Genomic DNA, 23,477 nt, shown 5'->3' with positions numbered 1-23,477 from the left:
CTACAACCTTGTGTTCAGTGATTAAGGAATACCTATGGAACCCGCAAAAAAACCGGCCACCCGCGGACGCCCGCCGAGCATCACACGGGAGCGAATCGTCGAAGCCGGTATAGAGATGGGCCTGCCCAACATCACCTTCGTCGGCCTCGCGGCGGCGCTGGGTGTGAGCCATATGGCGCTGTATAAACACGTGGCCAACCTCGAGGCGCTCAAAGCGCTGGTCGCCGAAGAAATCTTCACGCGCTGGCAGATTCCCCAGGATTGCGGCGACAAGGACGGCGGCTTGCGCGAGTACCTGATCGTGTTCGCCACCTCGGTCCGGGAGTTCGTCAAGGCGCACCCGGGGCTCACGCCTTTCGTCATCCGCAGGGCGGCCGCGACTGAGCCGATGCTGGCCAAGATCCACGGCCACCAAGCGCTTATCGCCCAGGCATTTGGCGTCAGCCAGGATCAGGCGCGCTGGCTGCTTGCCACGGTGGCGTTCCACTGCATGGCCGTAGCCGACACGGTGTATACGGTTACCCAGCGAGAGCCCGTGGTGGAAACGGATCGCGCTACCGAAGAAGCGGAGATGGAAATTGAACTGGAACAAGGTATGCAGGCGCTGATCGTGGGGGCACTGGTGATGTTGAAGGAAGGCTCGTCCGCCGAGTGACCCAAGGCCTACAAATTGTGAGAGCGCCTTTCTACAACAGGCATAATCACACTCTGTTCATACCAGAGACGCATCAATGACCACCGAACGCTACGACCAACTGGCACTCTTCGCCATCGTGGCCCAGGAACGCAGCTTCACCCGCGCGGCCGCTCGGCTTGGCATGTCGCAACCGGCCTTGAGCCGCGCCATGCGCCAGCTCGAAGAGCACCTCGGCGTGCGCTTGCTGGCCCGCACCACCCGCAGCGTGTCGGCGACCGAGGCCGGTGAGCATCTGCTGCGGGTGATCGCGCCACGGTTCGAGGAGATCGACAGCGAGCTGGCCTCTCTCAGCGAATACCGCGACAAGCCGATGGGCAAGCTGCGCATCACGGCAGGCGAACATTGCGCAATCAGCGTGCTGCATCCGGTGCTGGCCAAGCTGCTGCCAGACAATCCCGACCTCCATATCGAGATCATCGTCGACTACGGCTTCACCGATATCGTGGCGCAAGGTTTCGATGCAGGCGTGCGTTTGGGAGAGCAAGTGGCCAAGGACATGATCGCGATGCGCATCGGCCCGGACATGCGCATGGCGGTGGTCGGTTCGCCAGCGTATTTTGCCCGCTACCCGCTGCCGACAATTCCCAACGACTTGATGACCCACAACTGCATCACCCTGCGCATGCCGACCCATGGCAGTTTGTATGTGTGGGAGTTTGAAAAGAACGGGCAGGAATTGAACGTACGCGTCGAAGGCCAACTGGTGTTCAACACCATCGCCATGCGCATGGAAGCGGCGCTCCAAGGCCTGGGCTTGGCGTTTATGCCCGAAGACCTGGTGCTGGAACACGTGGCGCAGGGCCGCCTGGTGCGGGTGCTGGAAGACTGGTGCGAGCCGTTCTCGGGGTACCACTTGTACTACCCGAGCCGGCGCCAGAGCTCACCGGCATTCACCTTGCTGCGCGAGACCTTGCGCTATCCCCAGCCACTGGTGGCGGGCTTGTAGTGAGCGGGCTTGCCCCGCGCTGGGTGGCGGAGCCGCCCTAAACACGGCCTACGCGGTTTTGCAGTAAGAACTGCGGTGACTGGATCTAGTGCGGCTTCGCCCCCTAGCGCGGGACAAGCCCGCTCACTACAAACTACAGGGATACCTATTCCAGTATTGCGCTGGCGCGTCGGGCCGCTTCGACGTTGCCCTGCTCTTCGAGCAATCGCACCAGTTGGCGCAATTGCTCCACCGTCACCCCCACCCGCAGGCTGGCGGCGACGTGGGAACGCAACTGCGACTCCACACCCGGTGTGGCGGCCAACGCGGCAACCGTCGCCAACTCGCGGCTCTGCCAGTCGAGGTTGTCCCGGGCAAAGATGTCGCCGAACAGATGCGCCTGCAGGTATTGATTGATCACCGGGGCAAAATCGAACAACGGGCCCTTCACCTCTGCGCCGGCGATTTTCGTTTGGTTGGCCTTGCCGAGCACCAGCAACTGCTCGCCAACGGGAATGACCGCCATCGGCTCGCGCCCCTGCTCATCCTTGATCCCCCGTTGCTTGCGCGCCTCCACTACCCGCATCAACTCACCCAGCGCGTTCAAGCTGCGAGGGAAGCCAACGTAGGCGTAAAGCTGCACCAGAATTTCCTTTGCCTCGCTGATGGCCAACCCAGCGTCCAGACCTTGATTCAGTGCCGTATTAAGTGCGGGCAGATTGCCGGTGGCCATCGCTGCAGCAATCAAGGGTATCGACTGTTGCTTGGCGGACAGCGCGGTCTCGCTGCTGGCGGGTTTGTTTAGCGAGGCGCTGTACTCGGCGTCGGTGACTTTTTCCAGCCAGTCGACGTTTTTACCGCCCACCGTCCCGGTCACCGCCAGGTGCGTCATCGCACTGTTCGGCGCCGCGCCGTGCCAGTGCTTGACGCCTGGCGGGCAAACGATGACGTCGCCCGGCAAGATCCGTTGCACCGGCTTGCCCCAATCCTGAGTCAGCCCAACGCCCGACATCACCACCAGCCGCTGACCCGCCGGGTGCGTGTGCCAGGCCGAACGTGCGCCCGGCTCAAAGCTGACGTAGGCGCCCGAAACGTCGATCTCATCGGACGCCGGAAACAGCGGATCAACACGCACCCGCCCAGAGAAATAGTCCTCGGGGCCGGCAGCCGAAGCCTGGCTGTTTGCACGGCGGATTTGCTGGGATTCAGCGACGCTGTCCGCGGCAGCGGCAAACGGCGCCGTGACGCACATCGCGACACCAAGAAGGGTTTTATTCACAGTGCGGGCTCTCCAAATCAAAGGGTTCTAGAACGCGCTGAATTGCGTGATGGCAATGTCTACCTACGCGGACACTAAAACGCCTCGATACGCGTGATGACGTGGAGAGCAAATTAACGGGTCAGGCATTGATTGATAAATGGGGTGAACCGTATAGGACTGATACCAGAAACGCATAAGTACGCATCATTCAGAACGCTCACGCATCATCCCTGGCCACCGGAACGATAGCGTCAACCGCTCAAATGGAACGCTGGTTTACTCGCGCCATCAGTTGCTCAGCCGACTCTTTGCGCTCCGAATAGCGGTCCACCAGGAACGCCTGGCGATCACGCAGCAGTACGGTGAACTTCACCAACTCTTCCATCACGTCGACAACGCGATCATAAAACGGCGACGGTTTCATCCGCCCAGCCTCGTCGAATTCCATATAAGCCTTGGGTACCGATGACTGGTTGGGGATGGTGAACATACGCATCCAGCGGCCCAGTACCCGCAGTTGATTCACCACATTGAACGACTGCGAACCGCCGCAGACCTGCATCACCGCCAACGTCTTGCCCTGAGTCGGGCGCACGGCTCCCAGCTCCAGCGGTACCCAGTCGATCTGCGCCTTGAACACCGCAGACATCGCGCCGTGTCGCTCCGGGGAACACCACACCTGCCCTTCCGACCACAACACCAGGTCGCGCAGCTCTTGCACCTTGGGGTGATCGACCGGGGCGTCGTCTGGCAACGGCAAACCGGAGGGGTTGAAGATGCGTGTCTCGGCACCAAAATGCTCCAGCAAGCGTGCGGCTTCTTCCACCAGCAGACGGCTGAACGAGCGTTCGCGAGTCGAACCGTAGAGCAGCAAGATCCGCGGTTTATGTGGGTCCAGCGTCGACGCTTGCACCTCGTCGAACAGGCTCAGGTCGAGATTGGGTAGATGGTCAGACATGGGTTCTCCTCAGAGCGTGGCAATTCGTTCAAGCTCGGTTTTGAGCGCATCACGGCTGATGGTGCCGAGGGACAGGGCGAGGAAGGCTTGGCAGCGTTTTTCAATGCGCGCCAATGTGGTATTGAACGCTGCGTCGATCGCCGCCTCGTCTCCCGTCACATCCGAGGGGTCTTCCAACCCCCAATGGGCTTTCAGCGCCGGGCCGAAATACACCGGACAGCTTTCGCCAGCCGCCTTGTCACACACGGTGATCACGATGTCTGGCGGGTTGCCTTCGAATGCGTCGTTGCCTTTGCTGTACAAGCCATCGACAGAGATCCCGGCCTGCTGCAACGTCGACAAGCTGCGTGGCAACACCTGGCCTTTGGGGAAACTCCCGGAACTGATCGCCTCGATGCCCTGCGGCGCCAGGTGATTGAAGACCGCTTCTGAAAGGATGCTGCGGCAACTGTTGGCCGTGCACATGAACAGGACTCGCATGGATTGCTCCTGCCGCTTTTGGCGGACGTCAGAGGCTCAGGCGCAGTCGGCTTCCCGCACAGGCCGGCCATTCATACACCGCAGGCGAGCAGCGTTTTGCTTGAGCCAATCGGTGTTGGCTTTCGAGGTCACCTGCAGGATTTCGTGAACCCACTTCGGTAGGTCCGGGTTAAGGCGGTAATACACCCACTGGCCCTGGCGGCGGTCGAGCAGCAAGCCACTGCTGCGCAGTTGCGCTAAATGGCGGCTGATCTTTGGCTGGCTGTCGTCCAGGGCACACATCAACTCGCAGACACACAGCTCGCCCTGATCAGCAATCAGCAGGGTGGCGCGGGAACGGGTTTCGTCGGCCAGGCTTTTGAAGACCTCAGGGGGCGTGATCATGAAAGCTCCTTACATTTGGAGATGTGAATATACGGATATCCATATGTGCCATGCAAGCAGTTGTTTTGTTGATTGCCGTTTTTGCGCGCTCGGGTGATGGCGCCTGCCCCGCTCCTGAGTTTGCTCGACCTGCAGTGATTAAAGTTCGGACGCGCAAAGGCGATACGCTCAAATAGGAATATTAATGCCGATGGCGTACTTGATGGATCAGACCTGATGGAACGGGCCATGGCGACAAACAAGGAGGTCCTTTTGACCCTGCGCTTCATATACGTTTTAGGGCTTTGTTTTTTTCCGCTGAACACACTCGCCCAGCCACCCACGCCCGAAGCTGTCACGCACTATCACGCCGCCCTGGACGCGCTGGACGATGCAAAGCGCGTGTCCGACCGCGTGCTCGAAATCGTCAAAACCGATCAACCCGTAGACCCTGCCGAGCCAGAGGCGTTAGCGACTGAAAGCGCGCAAATAATGAGGCGACTCAACGCACACCTGGACACTGCAATCGCGGGTGGGCATGCCGTTGCCATGTACCAAAAAGCCAAGGTGTTGCTGGCGGCATCAATTCTCAAGAATAAACAATCCGCCTGCGAGTTCTACGGCCGGGCCGCCGAGCAAGGCCTGATTGCAGGGGCTGTGGAATACGTCAATTGCATACCCTTCTATCCCCCCAGTGCTGAGTACGAGAGGCGCCTTGCCCTTCTGCAAGCGACAGTCCAGGGTCCGGACTACTACGAATCGGAGTACCCATTGCTGACCGCCTTTCCCAGCTGCTTCCCCAAGCACAAGCCCCCACCAAAACCGGACGAAGATGCGATTCAATGGGTGATTGATAATGCTCGCCCCCTGGCCTTGAGTGCTGGCGATTTTCGCGCAGAAGGTTATTACATCCTCGCCATGCGTACCGAGATCGACGAGCAAAGAGTGAACTTCCTGAATTTGGCGTTTGCACAAGGCTGCCGCGAAGATTTCATGAGGGTGGCAAAGTATGTGAGGGATGAGCGATTAAGGGCGCTGATCAAAGGACCGCCCTTGGAGGCGGTTCGATAACACCCGATGGAGCAAAAATTGAGCATTTACATCACCGGCGCCTCGTGTGCAGGCGTGACCACGCTGGGTCAAAACCTCGCGACGTTGCTCGGCGTAAAACACCTCGACGTCGATGATTTTTACTGGATGCCCACCAACCCGCCCTTCACCACCAAACGTCCTCCTGATGACCGGGTGACGCTGATCCAGCAAGCATTCGGTGACGGCGACTGGTTGCTGACCGGATCCTGCATGGGCTGGGGTGATGCGCTGATTACCCGTGCCGAGCTGATTGTGTTCGTGGCCACGCCCACACCCGTTCGCCTTGAGCGGCTGACCGCACGAGAAACGCAACGCTTTGGCGATCGCATCGCCCCCGGTGGCGACATGCATGAAATACACCTGGCCTTCAGGGAATGGGCCTCGCAGTATGACGACCCGAGTTTTTCTGGACGCAATCGGGCCTGGCACGAAGCGTGGCTGGCCAGACAAACCGCGCCGATCTTGCGGATCGACGGAACGAACAGCGCTGACCAGATGGCAGCCGAGGTGATTCAGGTGTTATCGCAGATATCGCGGTAGCTCGACAGCAGATCAAATGGTGAGCCATGAAACCCACTCTCTCCACCGCAGCCAATGGTCATCTGACATTCAATCTCAACGAGTGCTCGGATGATTATTGGCTATCGTTGGCTGAAGATCTGGTCAAACACCAAGGGTTCAAACGAGTAGGGTCACCTGTCTTCGGACTTGACGAAACCATTCACCCAAATTTCGAGTGCGCACAGTTTAGCCTTGCCGCCGGGTGGGACATTTGGTTTGGACATTACTTGCTTTCTGAATCTGCGGCTGCTGATGTATTTCTGCAAACGCTGTTCAATCAGTTCAGCGTTTGAGATGTAAATCGGCGCATCTCGCCACATTGTCAGCGACGGATTCAATTGCACGGAAGCAATCAATGAAACAGCACTTACCCGTGAGCACAGGCAAGAAAATAACGGTCTTGGCCATCACCCTATTGGTGGTTGGAACGCTGTTTTGCTACATGCTGTGGGCGACTCGCATTGCAAGACAAACCGTTTTGATGCCGTGGATTCCAGAGTGGACCATCTATGTAGCCGTCAGCGTTTTGATGGGGCTGGTTTTCGCAGGTAGAGCGCTCTATCAACGCCCAGCTGAGAAAGCCCTTAAGCGCGTTTCAGATGCCTTTCTCAGTGGTTTTTGCGTTGGTTTTGTGTTGTCCATAAACAGCTGCAATGTCGGCGTCTACCTGTTGCCTGGCGACACGGTCCATTACGAATCAGCCTATGAAATAACCTTCCCGGGACCGGCCATTGGTAAATCCAACCGCTGCGAGGCAGGCCTGTGGATCAAGGACTTAACGACTGAACAACGCATCCAACTGTGCACGACCCGAGCTGATTTGCATCACCAACTAACCCCTGGCATGCAGGCCGTTTGGGTCACTGCGCACAGCAATAAAATCGGCTCCTACATTTGCGATTATAAATTTATCTACACGCAATCCGCGTCACACGCAGATTTGTAGTGAGCGGGCTTGCCCCGCGCTGGGGGGGCGAAGCCGCCCTAAACCCAGGCGCCTCGGTGTATCAGTAAGACCGAAGCAGCCGGATTTGGGGCGGCTTCGCCCCCCAGCGCGGGCGGTGCGACGATTCGACAAGCCCGCTCACTACAAAGGCTATGTTGCACTTAACGTTATTGGGCGACGTTGATCACCACCTTTCCAAATGCGCCCCTGGCGAGATGCTCGTAAGCTTCTCGTGCTTTCTCAAACGGGTATACCTGATCGATCACGGGACGAATCTTGTGCTCGTTGAGGAACCTGTTCATTCGGTCGAATATAGCGGCTGTGCGTGGGAGAGCTTCGGGTCTGCCGGGTCTCCGATACCGGTTCGCCAACCCAACGCACACATTGTCCAACCCACTCCACTCCCATTATCCTCCCCCTACCCGTCCCCCTGCGCACACGGAGCCGCCATGGACCTCGCCACCCTCTCCCTCTTCCTCCCCGCCTGTTTCGCCCTCAACATGGCGCCCGGCCCGAACAACCTGCTTTCCGTCAGCAACTCCACCCGCTACGGCTACCGCACCTCATGCCTGGCCGGTATCGGTCGCCTGCTGGCGTTTGCCGGCATGATCGCCCTCGCCTCTGCGGGGTTGGCGGTGGTGCTGCAAACCTCGGAGTTGTTGTTCTACGGGATCAAGATCCTGGGGGCGGCGTATCTGTTTTACCTGGCGTATCAGCTGTGGCGAGCGAACCCGCAGGCGGAGACGGAAACCACCGCAGCCAAGGTGGGGTTGTGGTCGTTGGCGCGGCAGGAGTTTTTGGTGGCGGCGGGCAACCCGAAAGCCATCCTGATTTTCACCGCGTTCCTCCCGCAATTCGTGGTTCCAGGCCAGCCGATCACACCGCAATTTGCGTTGCTGGGCGCGATGTTCCTGGTGCTGGAGTGGATCGCCATCAGCGCCTACGCCTACATGGGCCTGCATATGCGTCGTTGGTTTGCCGAGTCGCGTGGCAAGCGGATGTTCAATCGTTGCTGCGCGGGTTTGTTGTCGGCGGCGGCGACGGTGTTGTTGATGGCGCGTAGGGCATAAGTGACAGATGGGCGAGGAATAAACGCCTCCTCCACTTGCCGTTCACATCCGACCACCACTAAGATGCGACAAATTCTCAAATGCACTTTGTTCTTGCAGAGGCTTTCAGTGTCGTCGCCATCCTCTCCTCCAGCCCCTCACGCTGATATCCGTGCACTGTATATCGATCATCACACCTGGCTGCTGGGCTGGCTGCGCAAACGCCTGCGCCATGGCGATAACGCGGCCGACCTGGCCCATGACACGTTCGTGCATATCCTCGGCAAGCCGCAGCAGTTACAGGAGTTGCGCCAGCCACGTGCCTGGTTGAGTACTGTGGCGCATGGGTTATTGTTCGATCGTGTTCGTCGGCAACGGGTTGAGCGGGCTTATCTGGAGGCGATTGCACACCTGCCGGAGGCTGAGGTGCCGTCGCCAGAGTCGCAGTTGATTTTGTTGGAGACACTGGCTCGGGTGGATGCATTGCTCGACGGCCTGCGCCCCAAGGTGCGCATGGCCTTTCTGCTGTCACGCCTGGAAGGCCTGAGCTACAAGCAGATTGCGGTGCGCTTGGGCGTCAGTCTCGCCTCCGTGGAGAAGTACATGGCCAGCGCCATTCGCCATTGCTACCTGGCCCAACAATGAGCACTCAAGCGCAACCGGAATTGCCTGATAACGTACTGGACCAGGCCATCGGGTGGCTGGTGAAGCTGGAGTCCAGCAGTTCGAATCCTCAGCTCCTGGAGGCTTGCCTGCACTGGCGCCAAGCTGATGCGCTGCATGAGGCTGCGTGGCAAGCGCTGCAAAAAAGTGATGCCACTTTCCAAGGCTTGGCGGCACTGCCAGACAACGTGGCGCTGGACACCCTGGAGCGCCTGCACAGCGGGCGCCACACCCGACGCCAGACCCTCAAGTTGCTGGGCATGGGGTTGCTCGCCAGTGGCGTTACCGGCTGGTCGCTGCGTGAAAGCACGTGGGTGCCATGGGGGGCCGATTACGCCACGAGCGTGGGCGAGCGTCGTCAATTCCTGCTCAGTGATGGCACCCGCCTGCAACTCAACACCGCCAGTGTGGTGGACGTGCAATTCAGCGCCCAACGTCGATTGATCGCCTTGCGGCACGGCGAGATCTTCATCGATACCGGCAAGGACAGCACCACGCCAGGTGGACGCCGTAGTTTCTGGGTCAGCACCCGGCATGCGCAGTTACAGGCCATCGGCACCGCCTTTGCGGTGCGTGATGAACCGCTGGGCACACGCTTACGGGTGGAGGACGGCGTGGTCGCCATCCACGGGAAGGGCGAACAGGTCCTGGTCGCCGCCGGCGAGGAATACCTGATCGACACCCACGGCAACCACCGAGTCGAGGCCAGCAGCCTGAATGCCAGCGCCTGGACGCGTGGACAACTGGTGGCCAAGCGCATGCGCCTGGGCGACCTAACCGCCGAGCTGGCGCGGTATCGCCACGGTTGGCTGCGCTGCGACCCTGCCATCGCTCAGTTGGAGGTGTCCGGCGTGTTCCAATTGGATGACATCGATCGAGCATTGAGCGCCCTCAGCGAATCACTGCCAGTTCGCGTCGAACGGTTTACCCCGCTCTGGACCCGTGTCGTCGCCCGTTAAGCCCGATGAGAAAAATTCGCAAAAAGTTTTACGGGTTTTTCCGGGCCCTTCGACAAACAGGACATACCCCCTGTTATTCGAAAGGAGCTCGTCGTACATGTCCTCTGTTTTGATTTCCCCTCGGCCTCTGCCTCGCAGTGTCCTTGCACTGACCCTTCATAGCCTTTTGCTGGGCGGCATCACCGGCCTGCCGCTGGCCAGTTTTGCCGTACAAGCAGCGCAGAGCGACAGCCGCCACTACGACCTCGCCGCCGGGCCACTGGAAGAATCGCTGAACGGTTTCGCTCAGATTGCCGGTATCTCCCTGCCTTTTGATCCTGCCGTGGTGCAGGGCAAACGCGCACCGGCGTTGCGCGGCGACTATGGCGTGCACGACGGCCTCAACCGCCTTCTGGCCGACAGTGGCCTGAGCGTTATCCGCACCGCCAGCGGCAACTATCTGTTGGTACCGCGCACCGGTGACGGCAGTGCGCTGGAGTTGGGCGCCACTAACATCAGCGGCGCAGACCTTGGCGCAACCACCGAAAACAGCGATTCCTACACCACGGGCGCGATGCAGACCGCAACCAAACTGCCGTTGTCCCTGCGTGAAACGCCGCAATCGGTGACCGTGATTACCCGCCAGCGCATGGACGACCAGGCCATGCGCAGCCTTGACGACGTGGTCCAGGCCACACCAGGGCTGCGTCTGGCGGCCGCACGTCCCGCCAACAGCGAGTTCTTCGCCCGTGGGTTTCCTATCACCAACATCATGTTCGACGGCCTGCCCACCACTTACAACGCCGACTGGGTCGCTACCGCCGACCTGGCCCCCTACGACCGTGTGGAGGTGGTTCGCGGCGCCACCGGCATGATGCAGGGCGCCGGCAACCCATCGGCGGCCATCAACATGGTGCGCAAGCGTCCCACCAAAGAATTCCAGGCCAGCATCACCGGCAGCGCCGGCAGTTGGGACAACTACCGCAGCGAGCTGGATGTGTCCGGCCCGGTCAATGACAGTGGCAGCGTGCGTGGCCGTTTTGTCGGGGCCTATCACGACAAGGACAGCTATCAGGATTACGCCGGGCGTGAACGGGGCGTATTCTACGGCGTTACCGAGTTCGACCTGACCGACAGCACCACCCTGACCGTGGGCGCATCCGATCAAAACGACAATAACAACATCAACTGGGGCGGCTTGCCGGTAAACCCCAACGGTAGCCACATGGGCTTTAACCGTTCCAAGTCGTTCGGCTACAGCTGGTCGCACCAGGACATCGACAACAAGACAGTGTTCGCCGAACTCGACCAGCGCTTCGACAACGACTGGCGCCTGCACCTGGGCGCGTCGAAAAACTGGTCCGACTTCAAGTTGACCGGCGCCGTTCTGGAGCGCAACAACGACGCGACCTACCGCCAGCGGGTATTCAACCAGACGCGAAATTACGACCAGTCCACCTATGATTTTTTCGCCAGCGGTCCGTTCTCACTGCTCGGGCGCCAGCATGAGTTGGTGGTCGGTGCCAGCAAGCGTCAACTCAAGACAGAAGCGGTAGGTGGCACCACCTTCCTCAATAATATCGACATCAATGACTTTAACCCGAAAACACCCAAGCCTATCGTTCCGGACATCTACACCATCGATGACAACGTCGATCAGGAGGGCTTGTACGTCACCACCCGCTGGAACCTCGCCGACCCGCTGAAAGTCTTTCTCGGCGCGCGCCTGGACTGGTACGACGCGACGTCAAACTATGACCAGATCAACGACCAGTACTACACCTCGGGCAAGACCAAGGAAGTGCGCCACGTCACCCAGTACGCCGGGGTGATTTATGACCTGGACGACAACCACTCGGTCTATGCCAGCTACACCGATATCTTCCAGCCCCAAACCGAGAAAAATGGCGACGGTGCCGGGATCAAGCCCATCACCGGCGAAAACTACGAAGTGGGCATCAAGGGTGAGTACTTTGGCGGCGCGTTGAATGCCAGCGCTGCGTTGTTCCAGATCGACCAACTGAACCGGGCGGCAGAAGTGGCAGACGCCAGCACCTGCCGGGTCATCCCCGTCGGTGCCTATGGCTGCTACGAGGCTGCCGGCAAGGTTCGCAGCCAGGGGATCGAGTTTGAGATCAACGGGGCACTCACGCCAAACTGGCAGCTCGGCGCCGGCTACACATTCGCCCAGGCCAAATACGAAAAGGATGCCGACAAGCGCAAGGAAGGCACGCTGTTCGACACCGACGTGCCTCGCCATATGTTAAAGGCCAATACCACCTACCACCTTCAAGGCGACCTGAACAAACTGCGTATCGGTGCGAACGTCTACAGCCAGAGCGGCACCTACAACAAAGGCAGCAACGTGTTTGGCAACTTCCATATCGAACAAAAGGCCTATGCGGTGGTTGGGTTGATGGCCGGCTATCAGGTCAACAAACACCTCGACACCCAGCTGAACATCAACAACGTTTTCGACAAGAAGTACTACCAGGGCATCGCCAGCAACTCGACGTGGAGCCCTTATGACGTCTACGGTGACCCGCGCAATATCAGTGTGACGGCGAAGTACGCCTTCTGACGAGGAACGGATCCGAGGTTCACAACACTAAAAAATCCGCATGCCTTTAAAGAATGCGGATTTTTTGTTTCCCTACTCAGTGGCGTTTGCGTATCGCGTTACCGAGCGGAGCTTCCCAAGCAACTTATCCAGAAGGAGATCGCGACATGACCCGAGACGAACTGGCCACCCTTTACCAAGGCTATATCGCCTGCCTGAACCGCCAGGACTGGGAGCACCTGGGCCACTTCGTCCACCCGGACGTCACCTACAACGGCACCCGGGTGGGCCTCGCCGGCTACCGCGCGATGCTGGAGCGCGACTTCCGTGAAATCCCCGACTTGGTGTTCCGCATCCACCTGCTGGTCGCCGATCCACCCACTGTTGCCAGTCGCCTGAACTTCAAAGTCACGCCACGGGGCGAATTTTTCGGGCTGCCGATCAATGGCCGCAGGATCACGTTTGACGAGAACGTGTTCTACGAATGCGTCGACGGCAGATTCGCCCACGTGTGGTCGGTGATCGACAAGGCAGCCATCGAACAGCAGCTGGTTGACTAGACTCCACACACCCATTTGCGTGGAGCGCAACCATGAACCACAAGACCACCCTCTGCCTCTGGTACAACGGCACGGCCCTGGAGGCCGCTACCTTCTACGCCATGACCTTCCCTGACAGCCAGGTGAACGCCGTGCACCTGGCCCCGAGTGACTACCCGTCGGGCAAACAAGGCGATGTGTTGACCGTGGAGTTCAGCGTGCTGGGCATTCCATGCCTGGGTTTGAATGGCGGCCCGATGTTCACGCACACCGAGGCGTTTTCTTTTCAGGTGCACACCGACGACCAGGCAGAAACCGACCGCTACTGGAACGCCATCGTCGGCAACGGCGGCCAGGAAAGTGCCTGCGGCTGGTGCAAGGACAAGTGGGGGTTGTCGTGGCAGATCACGCCTCGGGCGTTGACAGACGCGGTGACCCATCCTGACCCGGCAATCGCCAAGCGGGCGTTTGAGGCGATGATGACCATGACCAAAATCGACATTGCAGCCATTAAGGCAGCAGTCGCAGGGCACTGAACTCACGCCCATTGCGAGCCGCACATCAGGGCTGGCATGCTTGCGCCCCCAGTCGTCGAACGCGAGCTGTCAGCCCATGAACACAGGCGTCAAACTAGACTCACGGACGATTCCGGTCCCGTCGTCCATCAGCCCCGAAGCCCAGGCGACTCTTCAACGCCTGGTCGGGGCGGATGGTGTACCACTCAATGCCTTGCACGCCCTGCCCGCACCCGAGGACCACGCTGGCTGGCGTCAGATGCAAGCCGCCGTGGCCCAGCATTACGCCAGCGCCAACGCCGGACAGGCCGAAACCCTGCGCGCCAACCTTCACACACTGGCCCTTGAAAACACCACCGTGCACGTGGCAACACCAGCGACGGGTACGAGCTTTGCCTTCATCGACCTGCATGGCGGCGCGCTGGTGTTCGGCGGGGGTGAAAATTGCCGTATCGCAGCCGGTAAACAAGCCGACTTGCACGATGTGGTCTGCTATGGCGTGGATTACCGCATGCCACCCGATCATCCCTACCCTGCGGCGCTGGATGATTGCATGACCACCTATCGCCATGTGCTCAAGCACCACGCCCCGGAACACATTGTGATCGGCGGCCGTTCGGCGGGTGGCAACCTCGCGGCGGCGTTGGTGTTGCGTGCCCGTGACGAAGGTTTGCCGCTGCCGGCGGCGCTGGTGCTGTTGTCGCCGGAGGTGGACCTGACCGAATCCGGTGACAGCTTCCAGGTCAACCGTACCGTCGACGTGGTGCTACCCAACTCGCTGAGAAGCGCCAATCTGCTGTATGCCGCCGACGCAGATGTGTGCCATCCGTACCTTTCGCCGCTGTTTGGTGATTTCACCCTGGGATTCCCTCCCACCTTCCTGCAAAGCGGCACACGGGACCTGTTCCTGTCCAACACCGTGCGTCTGCACCGCGTCTTGCGCAAGGCACAGGTGACAGCGGTGCTGCATGTTTTCGAAGCCATGCCCCACGGCGGTTTCATGGGCGCACCGGAAGACAGGGAGCTGGCAGCAGAAGTCGCGCAATTTGTGCGTCAACACCTGCGGCGGGCTTGACACACGCTCTTACATCCCCTGAAGATGAACGCCTTCTTCAGGGTGTGTCAGCAAATGTCCGCAACCTCTTTCGTTAACCTCTCCGTCATTGGCTTGATTGCCAAGGCGCAAGGTTGCGTTGCGCACGCCCTCAAATCGAAGAAACAGTCGCTCATGTGACCGGGGCGCGCTGTCCCGTCAGATGAGCTGACAGGACATTGAGCGCGACGGTCTCCCCCCTTGCACAATTCCCCCTGCCCTTCTGACGGTGACTTATTCGGTCAATCATCAGGAGAAAGTGCATGTCAGCGTTTCAAGGTATGTGGGTTCCCGTGGTCACACCGTTCCATGACGGTGCTATCGACTTTATCGGCCTGCACCGTCTGGTCAGCCACCTGCTGGAAAAACACGTGGCGGGGATCATGGTGTGCACCACCACCGGAGAAGCAGCGTCGCTGAGTCGCCAGGAACAACTGGCGGTGCTGGACGCCGTGTTGCAATGGGTGCCGGCACATCGCGTGGTGATGGGGTTGGCGGGCAACAACCAGATTGAGTTGCTGCAGTTTCAACGTGAAGTCCTGCAGCGCCCGGTCGCCGGATTACTGGTGCCAGCACCGAGTTATATCCGCCCGTCCCAGGCCGGCCTTGAAGCGTTCTTCCGCACCGTGGCCGATGCCTCCAGTGCACCGATCATTCTGTACGACATTCCCTACCGCACCGGCGCAACCTTCGAACAGGCCACCTTGCTGAACATCGTTGCCCATGAGCGGATCGTGGCGATCAAGGATTGCGGCGGCAACCTCGGCAATACCTTGGCGTTGCTGGCCAGTGGCAAAGTGGATGTGTTGTGTGGCGAGGACATCCAGATCTTCAACGCACTGACGCTAGGCGCCAGCGGTGCTATTGCGGCTTCCGCCCATGTGCATACCGAACAGTTTGTGACGCTGTGGCAGCAAGTGCGCGACAACAGACTGGCCGAAGCGCGCGCGACGTTTTTCCAGTTGCTGCCATTGATCAACCTGATGTTCATCGAACCCAACCCAGCCCCAGTGAAGGCCGCCCTGGCCCTGCAGGGTTTGATCAGCAACGAGTTGCGGGCACCGATGCAAGTAGCGAGCGCTACGGTCATCGCGCGCTTGCAGGGCCTCGGCAATCTTGCAAGGTAATGCGCCAAAAACAGACATCCAATGGACCGCCCGGTTGCGACCGGGCTGATCCCGGCCTATGGTCCAAGGCATGCTTTGCACTTTGCTGTCCCACCTACGCCAACCCGTACCAGGTGACACCATGCCCAGCCTCCCCCGTCCCGCCGTACTTGAACTGATCGGCAACACGCCACTGGTTCGGGTCAGCCGCTTCGACACCGGCCCCTGTACGCTGTTTCTCAAACTTGAATCGCAAAACCCCGGCGGCTCGATCAAGGACCGCATCGGCCTGGCCATGATCGACGCCGCCGAACGTGACGGCCGCCTGCGACCGGGCGGCACCATCATCGAGGCCACTGCCGGCAATACCGGCCTGGGCCTGGCGCTGGTCGGCCGCGCCAAGGGCTACCGCGTGGTGCTGGTGGTGCCCGACAAAATGTCCACGGAAAAGGTGCTGCACCTCAAGGCCATGGGCGCCGAAGTACACATCACCCGCTCCGACGTCGGCAAGGGCCACCCCGAGTATTACCAGGACGTGGCGGCGCGCCTGGCCAAGGACATTCCGGATTCATTCTTCGCCGACCAGTTCAACAACCCGGCCAACCCCCTCGCCCACGAGACCAGCACCGCACCGGAAATCTGGGCGCAAACCCAGCATGACGTGGACGCGATTGTGGTGGGCGTAGGCTCCGCCGGCACCCTCACCGGCCTGACTCGCTTCTTCAAGCGCGTGCAACCCGAGTTGGCCATGGTGCTGGCTGACCCGGTGGGCTCGGTGATGGCCGAGTACAGCCGCAGCGGTCGCCTGGAAACGCCGGGGTCTTGGGCAGTGGAAGGCATCGGAGAAGACTTCATCCCCTCGATTGCCGACCTGTCCAGCGTGCGTCACGCCTATTCCATCAGCGATGAAGAAAGCTTCGACCATGCCCGCCAACTACTGCGTGCCGAGGGCATTCTAGGCGGCTCGTCCACCGGTACCTTGCTCGCCGCCGCGCTGCGCTATTGCCGCGAGCAAACGGAGCCCAAGCGCGTGGTCACCTTCGTGTGCGACACCGGCACGCGCTACCTGTCGAAGGTCTACAACGACCAGTGGATGAAAGACGCAGGCCTGCTGCAATACAAACACTACGGCGACCTGCGCGACCTGATCGCCCGTCGCTTTGAAGACGGCCGCGTGATCAGCGTAAGCCCCGACGATACGTTGCTCACTGCCTTCCAGCGCATGCGCCTGGCGGATGTGTCACAACTGCCGGTGCTGGTTGACGGTGTGGATCTGGTCGGCGTGATCGACGAATCCGACATCCTGCTGGGCCTGCACCACGACGCGGCGGATTTCAACATGGTTGTCGCCAGCGCCATGACCAACACCCTGCACACCCTGGACCCCAGCGCCAGCCTGGCGGAACTGCAGGCAGAACTGGATCGCGGCCTGGTCGCCATCATCGCCGACGCCTCCGGCTTCCATGGCCTGATCACCCGCGTCGACCTGCTCAACCACCTACGGAGATCCCTTGCATGAGTCAGTCCGATAAAACTGCGTTTGCCACCCGTGTGATCCATGCCGGGCAATCCCCCGACCCGACCACCGGCGCGCTGATGCCGCCGATCTACGCCAACTCCACCTACCTGCAAGACAGCCCCGGCGTGCACAAGGGCTTCGACTACGGCCGCTCCCACAACCCGACGCGCTTTGCCCTGGAACGCTGCGTGGCGGACCTGGAAGGCGGCAGCCAGGCGTTTGCCTTTGCGTCCGGGCTGGCGGCGATTTCCACGGTGCTGGAGTTATTGGACGCCGGTGCGCATATCGTGTCCGGCAATGACTTGTATGGCGGCACGTTCCGTCTGTTCGACAAGGTGCGTCAGCGCAGCGCCGGGCACCGTTTCAGCTTTGTCGACCTGAGTGACCTGTCGGCGTTTGAAGCGAGCCTGCAAGACGATACGCGCATGGTCTGGGTCGAGACCCCGAGCAACCCGCTGCTGAGCCTCACTGACCTGAGCGCCATTGCGCGTATCTGCCAGGCTCGCGGAATTATCTGCGTGGCCGACAATACCTTTGCCAGCCCCTGGATCCAGCGCCCGCTGGAGTTGGGCTTTGATGTGGTGGTGCACTCCACCACCAAGTACCTCAACGGCCATTCGGATGTGATCGGCGGAATCGCCATCGTCGGCGACAACCCCGAGCTGGCTGAGCGCCTGGGCTTCCTGCAAAACTCCGTCGGCGCCATTGCCGGGCCGTTTGATGCCTTCCTCACCCTGCGCGGCGTAAAGACCCTGGCACTGCGCATGGAGCGTCATTGCAGCAACGCCCTCGACCTCGCGACCTGGCTGGAACAACAGCCGCAAGTGGCACGGGTCTACTACCCCGGCCTGGCGTCCCACCCACAGCACGAACTGGCCCGCAGGCAGATGCGCGGGTTTGGCGGGATGATCTCGATCGACCTGAACAGCGACCTGGCCGGCGCCACGCGGTTTCTGGAAAACGTGCAAATCTTCGCCCTGGCCGAAAGCCTCGGCGGCGTGGAAAGCCTGATCGAACACCCGGCCATCATGACCCATGCGAGTATTCCAGCCGCCACGCGGGCGCAGTTGGGGATAGGTGATGGGTTGGTGCGGTTGTCGGTGGGGGTTGAGGATGTGGAGGATTTGAGGGCAGATTTGGCCCAGGCCCTCAGGAAAATCTAGCGAACTGCACCGGACAACCTGTGGGAGCGGGCTTGCTCGCTCCCACAAGAGGACTTGTGTCAGCTTGACGCTACATTGGCCCGAGCTGCGTGCAGCTTCTTGTAGCTCTCGATCAATCGCTGATGCCGGTCCAGGCCTTCCAGCTTCATGCTGGTCGGTGTCAGGCCATAGAAACGTACGTCACCGTTGACCGAACCAATCACCGCGTCCATCCGCTCGTTGCCAAACATGCGGCGGAAGTTGGTCTCGTAGTCGGCCAGTTCCAGGTCGTCGTCCAGTTCCATCTCCAGCACCGCGTTCATCGCTTGGTAAAACAGGCCACGTTCGGCGGTGTTGTCGTTGTACTGCAGGAACATCTCCACGCATTCCTTGGCCTCTTCATATTGCTTCAGGGCCAGGAAGATCAGCAGTTTCAACTCCAGGATGGTGAGTTGGCCCCAGGCGGTGTTGTCATCGAACTCGATGCCGATCAGGGTGGTGATGTCGGTGTAGTCGTCCAGCTCACTTTCGATCAGGCGCTCGACCAACGCTTGCAACGCCTCCTCGTCGAGGCTGTGCAGGTTGAGGATGTCGGCACGGAAAAACAGCGCCTTGTTGGTGTTGTCCCAGATCAGGTCGTCCACCGGGTAGATTTCCGAATAGTCCGGCACCAGGATGCGGCAGGCGGTTGCGCCGAGGTGTTCGTACACCGCCATGTAGGACTCTTTGCCCATGCCTTGCAGAATGCCGAACAGCGTCGCGGCTTCCTGGGCATTGGAGTCTTCGCCTTCACCTGTGAAGTCCCACTCGACAAACTCATAGTCCGACTGGGCACTGAAGAAGCGCCACGACACCACGCCGCTGGAGTCGATGAAGTGCTCGACGAAGTTGTTTGGCTCGGTCACAGCCTGTGCTTCGAAGGTCGGCTGCGGCAAGTCGTTCAAGCCTTCGAAGCTGCGGCCTTGCAGCAGCTCGGTGAGGCTGCGCTCCAACGCCACTTCCAGGCTCGGGTGCGCGCCGAACGAGGCGAAAACGCCACCGGTGCGCGGGTTCATCAGGGTCACGCACATCACCGGGAATTCACCGCCCAGGGAGGCATCCTTGACCAATACCGGGAAGCCTTGGGCTTCCAGGCCTTGGATGCCGGCGAGGATGCTTGGGTACTTGGCCAGCACTTCGGCAGGTACGTCCGGCAGGGCAAATTCACCTTCGATGATTTCGCGCTTCACCGCCCGCTCGAAAATCTCCGACAAGCACTGCACCTGGGCTTCTGCCAGAGTATTGCCCGCGCTCATGCCGTTGCTGAGGTAGAGGTTTTCGATGAGGTTGGAGGGGAAATACACCACTTCGCCATCGGACTGGCGCACAAACGGCAGCGAGACAATGCCGCGTTCTTCATTCCCGGAGTTGGTGTCGAACAGGTGCGAGCCACGCAGTTCACCCTCGCGGTTGTAGACCTTGAGGCAATAGGCATCGAGGATTTCAGTCGGCAGCTCATCCTTGGGGCCCGGCTGGAACCAGCGTTCGTCCGGGTAGTGCACGAACGGCGCATTGGCCAGTTCCTCACCCCAGAACTGATCGTTGTAGAAAAAGTTGCAGTTGAGCCGCTCGATAAACTCGCCCAGTGCCGACGCCAGCGCGCCTTCCTTGGTCGCGCCTTTGCCGTTGGTGAAGCACATCGGCGAATGGGCATCGCGGATATGCAGCGACCAGACGTTGGGCACGATATTGCGCCACGACGCGATTTCGATCTTCATGCCCAGCCCGGCGAGGATCCCGGACATGTTGGCGATGGTCTGCTCCAGGGGCAGGTCCTTGCCGGCAATGTAGGTGCCGCCCTCGGAGGTAGAGTTGGGCATCAGCAGGGCTTGTGCATCCGCATCAAGGTTTTCAACTTCCTCGATAACAAACTCAGGGCCTGCCTGTACCACTTTCTTCACTGTGCAACGGTCGATGGAGCGCAGGATACCCTGGCGATCTTTATCGGAGATGTCCGCCGGCAACTCCACCTGGATCTTGAAGATCTGGTTGTAGCGGTTTTCCGGATCGACAATGTTGTTCTGGGACAGGCGAATATTGTCCGTGGGGATATTGCGCGTCTGGCAGTACAACTTCACGAAGTACGCCGCACACAACGCCGACGAAGCCAGGAAGTAATCGAACGGTCCGGGTGCCGAGCCATCGCCTTTGTAGCGAATGGGCTGGTCGGCAATCACCGTGAAGTCATCGAACTTGGCTTCAAGTCGAAGGTTGTCGAGAAAGTTGACCTTGATTTCCATGCGGGCACACCAGAATAACGGGCTAAACAAAAATGGCCGCCATTATGAGGTTTTTCATCCGCAAGTTTCAGGCTTTTGACCAATGGCTGGCGAAATTCCCAATGTGGATTAATCTTTTTGCAGTTGAGGCCGATGGCTGAGTGCAACCAGGGAGTAGTCGGAATGCGCAACAACCAGCCAGTAACCCAGCGCGAGATTTCACTCGCGCCTCAGCAAAAACTCATCTCTGCCACCGATGTTCGGGGTGTGATTACTTATTGCAACGATGCCTTTGTCGATATCAGCGGCTTTGACCGTGCCGACCTGATCGGTGCACCGCAGAATATCGTCCGGCACCCGGATGTGCCCCCCGCCGTTTTTGCTCATATGTGGAATGCGCTCAAGCAAGGCCAGCCCTGGATGGGCATCGTCAAGAACCGCTCGAAAAATGGCGACCACTATTGGGTCAACGCCTACGTCACGCCGATATTCGATGGCAGCACGGTGGTCGGCTTCGAATCGGTGAGGGTCAAGCCCAGCGCCGATGAAATCCGCCGCGCCCAGGCCCTGTATCAACGTATCAGCCAAGGCAAGCCCGGCGTGCCGCGTCAGGACGCCTGGCTGCCGGCCGTGTTGAGTTGTGTACCGTATGCGGCAACCGGTATTGCAGGCGCCCTCGCCGGGCTCTACCTGAGTGCTCCCATAGCCCTCGCGGTGGCCGTGGCCGTTGCGATCCCCGTGGGCTTGCTTTGCTCACGCGCGCGCCACAGCAGCACCTTGCGCTTGCTCAAGGGGGTAGAACCTTCGACGTCGGACGCCTTGATTGCGCAGATGTACAGTGACGCAAGTGGCCCCCAGGCACGCTTGGAAACCGCGTTCCTGAGCCAGGCCGCACGCCTGAAGACCTGCCTCACCCGCCTGCAGGACAGCGCCGAACAACTCAGCGCCCTGGCCGGGCAGTCCGATCAGTTGGCCACGGCCAGCGCCAGGGGTCTCGACCGCCAGCGCGTCGAAACCGAACAGGTCTCGGCTGCGGTCAACCAGATGGCCGCCACCACCCAGGAAGTCGCCAGCCACGTACAACGCACCGCCGACGCGACGCAACAGGCCAACGCGCTTACCGGTCGCGGGCGTGAGGTAGCGCGGGACACCCGTGAGGCCATCGAGCGCCTGTCGACAGTTGTCGGCGAAACCGGTGCCACCGTGGCGCAACTGGCACGGGACAGCGACGAAATCGGCAGCGTGGTTGACGTGATCAAGGGCATCGCCGACCAGACCAACCTGCTGGCCCTAAACGCGGCCATCGAAGCCGCCCGCGCCGGCGAACAAGGTCGTGGCTTTGCCGTGGTGGCTGACGAGGTGCGCCAACTGGCACAGCGCACTGCCCAATCCACCACGCAGATCCATGCGCTGATCCTTCAACTGCAAACCTCATCCAACAATGCCGTGCAAAGCATGGAGCACGGTCAACGCCAAGCCCAGGAAGGCGTGGCGTGGGTACTGGAAGCGGACCAGGCACTGGTGGGCATCAGTGAAGCGGTGTCCCATATCACCGACATGACCACCCAGATCGCCGCCGCCACCGAAGAACAGAGCGCGGTGGCCGAGGAGATCAGCCGCAACATCACCACCATCGCCGAACTGGCCGACCAGACCTCGATCCAGGCCCATCAATCCACCGACTTGAGCAAAGAGCTGACCAATACCGCTTCCACCCAATATGCGTTGGTGGAACGTTTCAATCGCTGACCAGCCTCGCTGCGCGCCTGTCATTGAACCTGACGGGCGCGCTGTTTTCCACCAGGATTGTCACGCACTATCGCCAACCAACTCACGAGCCGTTGCCGCCAATTCCCCGCCTACTCGCTCCTTGAGGGCCTCGATGAACCGAGTGATCTTCGCATCCACAAACTGACGCGACGTGTACACCGCATACACATTACGCTCATAGGTGTGATATTCCGGCAACACCCGCACCAGCTTGCCACTGCGCAGGTCGTCAACAGCCGAAAAACCCGCCAACAAACCTATTCCGGCGCCTTCCTTGATCGCCACCGCCATGGCGTCCATATCATTCACGCTGAAACTCGGCCCCGTTGGCACGAACGTGACGTCACCCTTTGTACTCTTGAGTTGCCACTCGTCGCGCGCGTAGTCGACAGTCCCCAACAACAGGCATTGGTGGTCGCTCAAGTCGTCGGGCTCCTGAGGTGGCGCGTGTTGAGCCAGGTATTCGGGGGCCGCTACCAGCACGCAATGGCTCACGCCGATCTTCTGGCTGACATAAGCCGAGTCCGGCAAGGCTCGAGCAATCAGGATAGACACATCCAGCTGGTCTTCCAGCAGGTTCGGCATGCGCTGGGAGAGCAGCAGATCCACCGTCACTTCGGGGAATGCCCTGCGGTAGTCCAGCACCGCACGGGTCACCAACTGGCGGGCCAGGCCCGGTACGCAGTGCACTCGCAACCTGCCACGGGGTGCCAGCAGTGCATCGCTGGCTTCGGCTTCGGCGTTTTCCAGGTCCGACAGGATGCTCTTGCATCGCTCGTAATAACGACGGCCAGCGTCGGTCACCGACAAGCGCCGGGTGGAGCGTTGCAGCAAGCGTGCATCAAGGTTTTTCTCCAGGGCAGAAACGGCCCGCGAGACATTCCCGACAGTAGAGTCAAGATGGTTGGCCACCGCCGTAAAACTGCCCATCTCGACCACTTTGACGTACACCGCCATATTCGAAAGTTTGTCCATCTCTATCGTCCAAAGGGCCTGTTACGCCGTTGGCCGCATAATCGCCGCTGGCCTCAGTCCGCGCAAG

22 protein-coding genes and 3 pseudogenes are annotated in these 23,477 nt (G+C 60.2%); 18 read left to right on the top strand and 7 right to left on the bottom strand.

Features of this window, described 5'->3' with window-relative positions; genetic code table 11:
* Positions 1-34: 34 nt before the first annotated feature.
* Positions 35-655, top strand: coding sequence for a TetR/AcrR family transcriptional regulator (locus tag CFE47_RS02370; RefSeq protein WP_185705741.1), 621 nt, complete (start codon positions 35-37; stop codon positions 653-655).
* A 76-nt stretch (positions 656-731) separates the two neighbouring features.
* A complete protein-coding gene (locus CFE47_RS02365; protein ID WP_286835326.1) occupies positions 732-1,643 on the top strand; it encodes a LysR family transcriptional regulator in 912 nt (303 codons plus the stop codon).
* 145 nt (positions 1,644-1,788) lie between these two features.
* On the opposite strand, the gene CFE47_RS02360 is transcribed toward CFE47_RS02365, so the two are convergent.
* The 4 genes from CFE47_RS02360 to CFE47_RS02345 form a co-directional block, all read right to left on the bottom strand.
* Complete coding sequence (locus tag CFE47_RS02360; RefSeq protein WP_286835325.1) at positions 1,789-2,901, bottom strand: (R)-mandelonitrile lyase; 1,113 nt, start codon at positions 2,899-2,901, stop codon at positions 1,789-1,791.
* A gap of 241 nt (positions 2,902-3,142) precedes the next feature.
* A complete protein-coding gene (arsH, locus tag CFE47_RS02355) occupies positions 3,143-3,841 on the bottom strand; it encodes an arsenical resistance protein ArsH (RefSeq protein ID WP_286835324.1) in 699 nt (232 codons plus the stop codon).
* 9 nt (positions 3,842-3,850) lie between these two features.
* Positions 3,851-4,321 (bottom strand): arsenate reductase ArsC, encoded by a 471-nt coding sequence (locus CFE47_RS02350; protein WP_286835323.1) that lies wholly within the window; start codon positions 4,319-4,321, stop codon positions 3,851-3,853.
* Positions 4,322-4,357: 36 nt separating this feature from the next.
* On the bottom strand, positions 4,358-4,705 hold the full coding sequence (locus CFE47_RS02345; RefSeq protein ID WP_286835322.1) for a metalloregulator ArsR/SmtB family transcription factor: 348 nt from the start codon (positions 4,703-4,705) through the stop codon (positions 4,358-4,360).
* Positions 4,706-4,957: 252 nt separating this feature from the next.
* Here CFE47_RS02345 and CFE47_RS02340 point away from each other — a divergent pair, with 252 nt between their 5' ends.
* The 4 genes from CFE47_RS02340 (at position 4,958) to CFE47_RS02325 (ending at position 7,283) form a co-directional block, all read left to right on the top strand.
* Entirely contained in the window at positions 4,958-5,755 is a 798-nt protein-coding gene (locus tag CFE47_RS02340; RefSeq protein WP_286835321.1) for a hypothetical protein, read from the top strand.
* A gap of 18 nt (positions 5,756-5,773) precedes the next feature.
* Positions 5,774-6,316, top strand: coding sequence for an ATP-binding protein (locus CFE47_RS02335; RefSeq protein ID WP_286835320.1), 543 nt, complete (start codon positions 5,774-5,776; stop codon positions 6,314-6,316).
* Positions 6,317-6,342: 26 nt separating this feature from the next.
* Positions 6,343-6,630, top strand: coding sequence for a hypothetical protein (locus CFE47_RS02330; RefSeq protein WP_286835319.1), 288 nt, complete (start codon positions 6,343-6,345; stop codon positions 6,628-6,630).
* Between the two features lie 62 nt (positions 6,631-6,692).
* A complete protein-coding gene (locus tag CFE47_RS02325; RefSeq protein WP_286835318.1) occupies positions 6,693-7,283 on the top strand; it encodes a hypothetical protein in 591 nt (196 codons plus the stop codon).
* Between the two features lie 167 nt (positions 7,284-7,450).
* Here the strand turns inward: CFE47_RS02325 and CFE47_RS02320 are convergent.
* Positions 7,451-7,612 (bottom strand): annotated as a pseudogene (locus CFE47_RS02320) (zinc-binding dehydrogenase); the annotation flags it as partial.
* A 120-nt stretch (positions 7,613-7,732) separates the two neighbouring features.
* Here CFE47_RS02320 and CFE47_RS02315 point away from each other — a divergent pair.
* The 10 genes from CFE47_RS02315 (at position 7,733) to CFE47_RS02270 (ending at position 18,428) form a co-directional block, all read left to right on the top strand.
* Positions 7,733-8,353 carry a LysE family translocator gene (locus tag CFE47_RS02315; protein ID WP_286835317.1) on the top strand — a complete coding sequence of 207 codons (621 nt, stop codon included), beginning with the start codon at positions 7,733-7,735 and terminating at the stop codon, positions 8,351-8,353.
* A 108-nt stretch (positions 8,354-8,461) separates the two neighbouring features.
* Entirely contained in the window at positions 8,462-8,977 is a 516-nt protein-coding gene (locus CFE47_RS02310) for a sigma-70 family RNA polymerase sigma factor (protein WP_286835316.1), read from the top strand.
* Entirely contained in the window at positions 8,974-9,954 is a 981-nt protein-coding gene (locus CFE47_RS02305) for a FecR domain-containing protein (RefSeq protein ID WP_286835315.1), read from the top strand. The genes CFE47_RS02310 and CFE47_RS02305 overlap by 4 nt, the downstream gene beginning before the upstream one ends.
* Positions 9,955-10,051: 97 nt before the next feature.
* Positions 10,052-12,514 (top strand): TonB-dependent siderophore receptor, encoded by a 2,463-nt coding sequence (locus tag CFE47_RS02300; protein WP_286835314.1) that lies wholly within the window; start codon positions 10,052-10,054, stop codon positions 12,512-12,514.
* A gap of 146 nt (positions 12,515-12,660) precedes the next feature.
* Positions 12,661-13,053, top strand: coding sequence for an ester cyclase (locus CFE47_RS02295; protein ID WP_286835313.1), 393 nt, complete (start codon positions 12,661-12,663; stop codon positions 13,051-13,053).
* Between the two features lie 32 nt (positions 13,054-13,085).
* Positions 13,086-13,568 (top strand): VOC family protein, encoded by a 483-nt coding sequence (locus CFE47_RS02290; protein WP_286835312.1) that lies wholly within the window; start codon positions 13,086-13,088, stop codon positions 13,566-13,568.
* 76 nt (positions 13,569-13,644) lie between these two features.
* Positions 13,645-14,622, top strand: coding sequence for an alpha/beta hydrolase (locus CFE47_RS02285; protein ID WP_286835311.1), 978 nt, complete (start codon positions 13,645-13,647; stop codon positions 14,620-14,622).
* 281 nt (positions 14,623-14,903) lie between these two features.
* A complete protein-coding gene (gene dapA, locus CFE47_RS02280) occupies positions 14,904-15,767 on the top strand; it encodes a 4-hydroxy-tetrahydrodipicolinate synthase (RefSeq protein WP_286835310.1) in 864 nt (287 codons plus the stop codon).
* 121 nt (positions 15,768-15,888) lie between these two features.
* The gene (locus CFE47_RS02275; RefSeq protein ID WP_286835309.1) at positions 15,889-17,265 is read left to right on the top strand and encodes a pyridoxal-phosphate dependent enzyme; all 1,377 of its coding nucleotides are present in this window, start codon (positions 15,889-15,891) and stop codon (positions 17,263-17,265) included.
* Positions 17,262-18,428 (top strand): cystathionine gamma-synthase, encoded by a 1,167-nt coding sequence (locus tag CFE47_RS02270; RefSeq protein WP_286835308.1) that lies wholly within the window; start codon positions 17,262-17,264, stop codon positions 18,426-18,428. Before CFE47_RS02275 ends, CFE47_RS02270 begins: the two co-directional genes overlap by 4 nt.
* Positions 18,429-18,487: 59 nt before the next feature.
* Here the strand turns inward: CFE47_RS02270 and CFE47_RS02265 are convergent, their stop codons facing one another.
* Complete coding sequence (locus CFE47_RS02265; RefSeq protein ID WP_286835307.1) at positions 18,488-20,686, bottom strand: OsmC domain/YcaO domain-containing protein; 2,199 nt, start codon at positions 20,684-20,686, stop codon at positions 18,488-18,490.
* A 132-nt stretch (positions 20,687-20,818) separates the two neighbouring features.
* On the opposite strand from CFE47_RS02265, the pseudogene CFE47_RS31725 reads away from it, so the two are divergent.
* A pseudogene (locus CFE47_RS31725) lies at positions 20,819-21,121 on the top strand (PAS domain-containing protein); the annotation flags it as partial.
* 348 nt (positions 21,122-21,469) lie between these two features.
* Positions 21,470-22,414, top strand: a pseudogene (locus CFE47_RS31720) (methyl-accepting chemotaxis protein); the annotation flags it as partial.
* 60 nt (positions 22,415-22,474) lie between these two features.
* Here the strand turns inward: CFE47_RS31720 and CFE47_RS02255 are convergent.
* A complete protein-coding gene (locus tag CFE47_RS02255) occupies positions 22,475-23,410 on the bottom strand; it encodes a LysR family transcriptional regulator (protein ID WP_286835305.1) in 936 nt (311 codons plus the stop codon).
* Between the last annotated feature and the right edge of the window lie 67 nt (positions 23,411-23,477).

The sequence above is a fragment of the Pseudomonas sp. PGPPP1 genome (assembly GCF_002255865.1).
Classification (GTDB): Bacteria; Pseudomonadota; Gammaproteobacteria; order Pseudomonadales; family Pseudomonadaceae; genus Aquipseudomonas; species Aquipseudomonas cremoris.
Note: the sequence above shows the minus strand (reverse complement) of the source record. Positions and strands in the feature narration are given on the sequence as shown.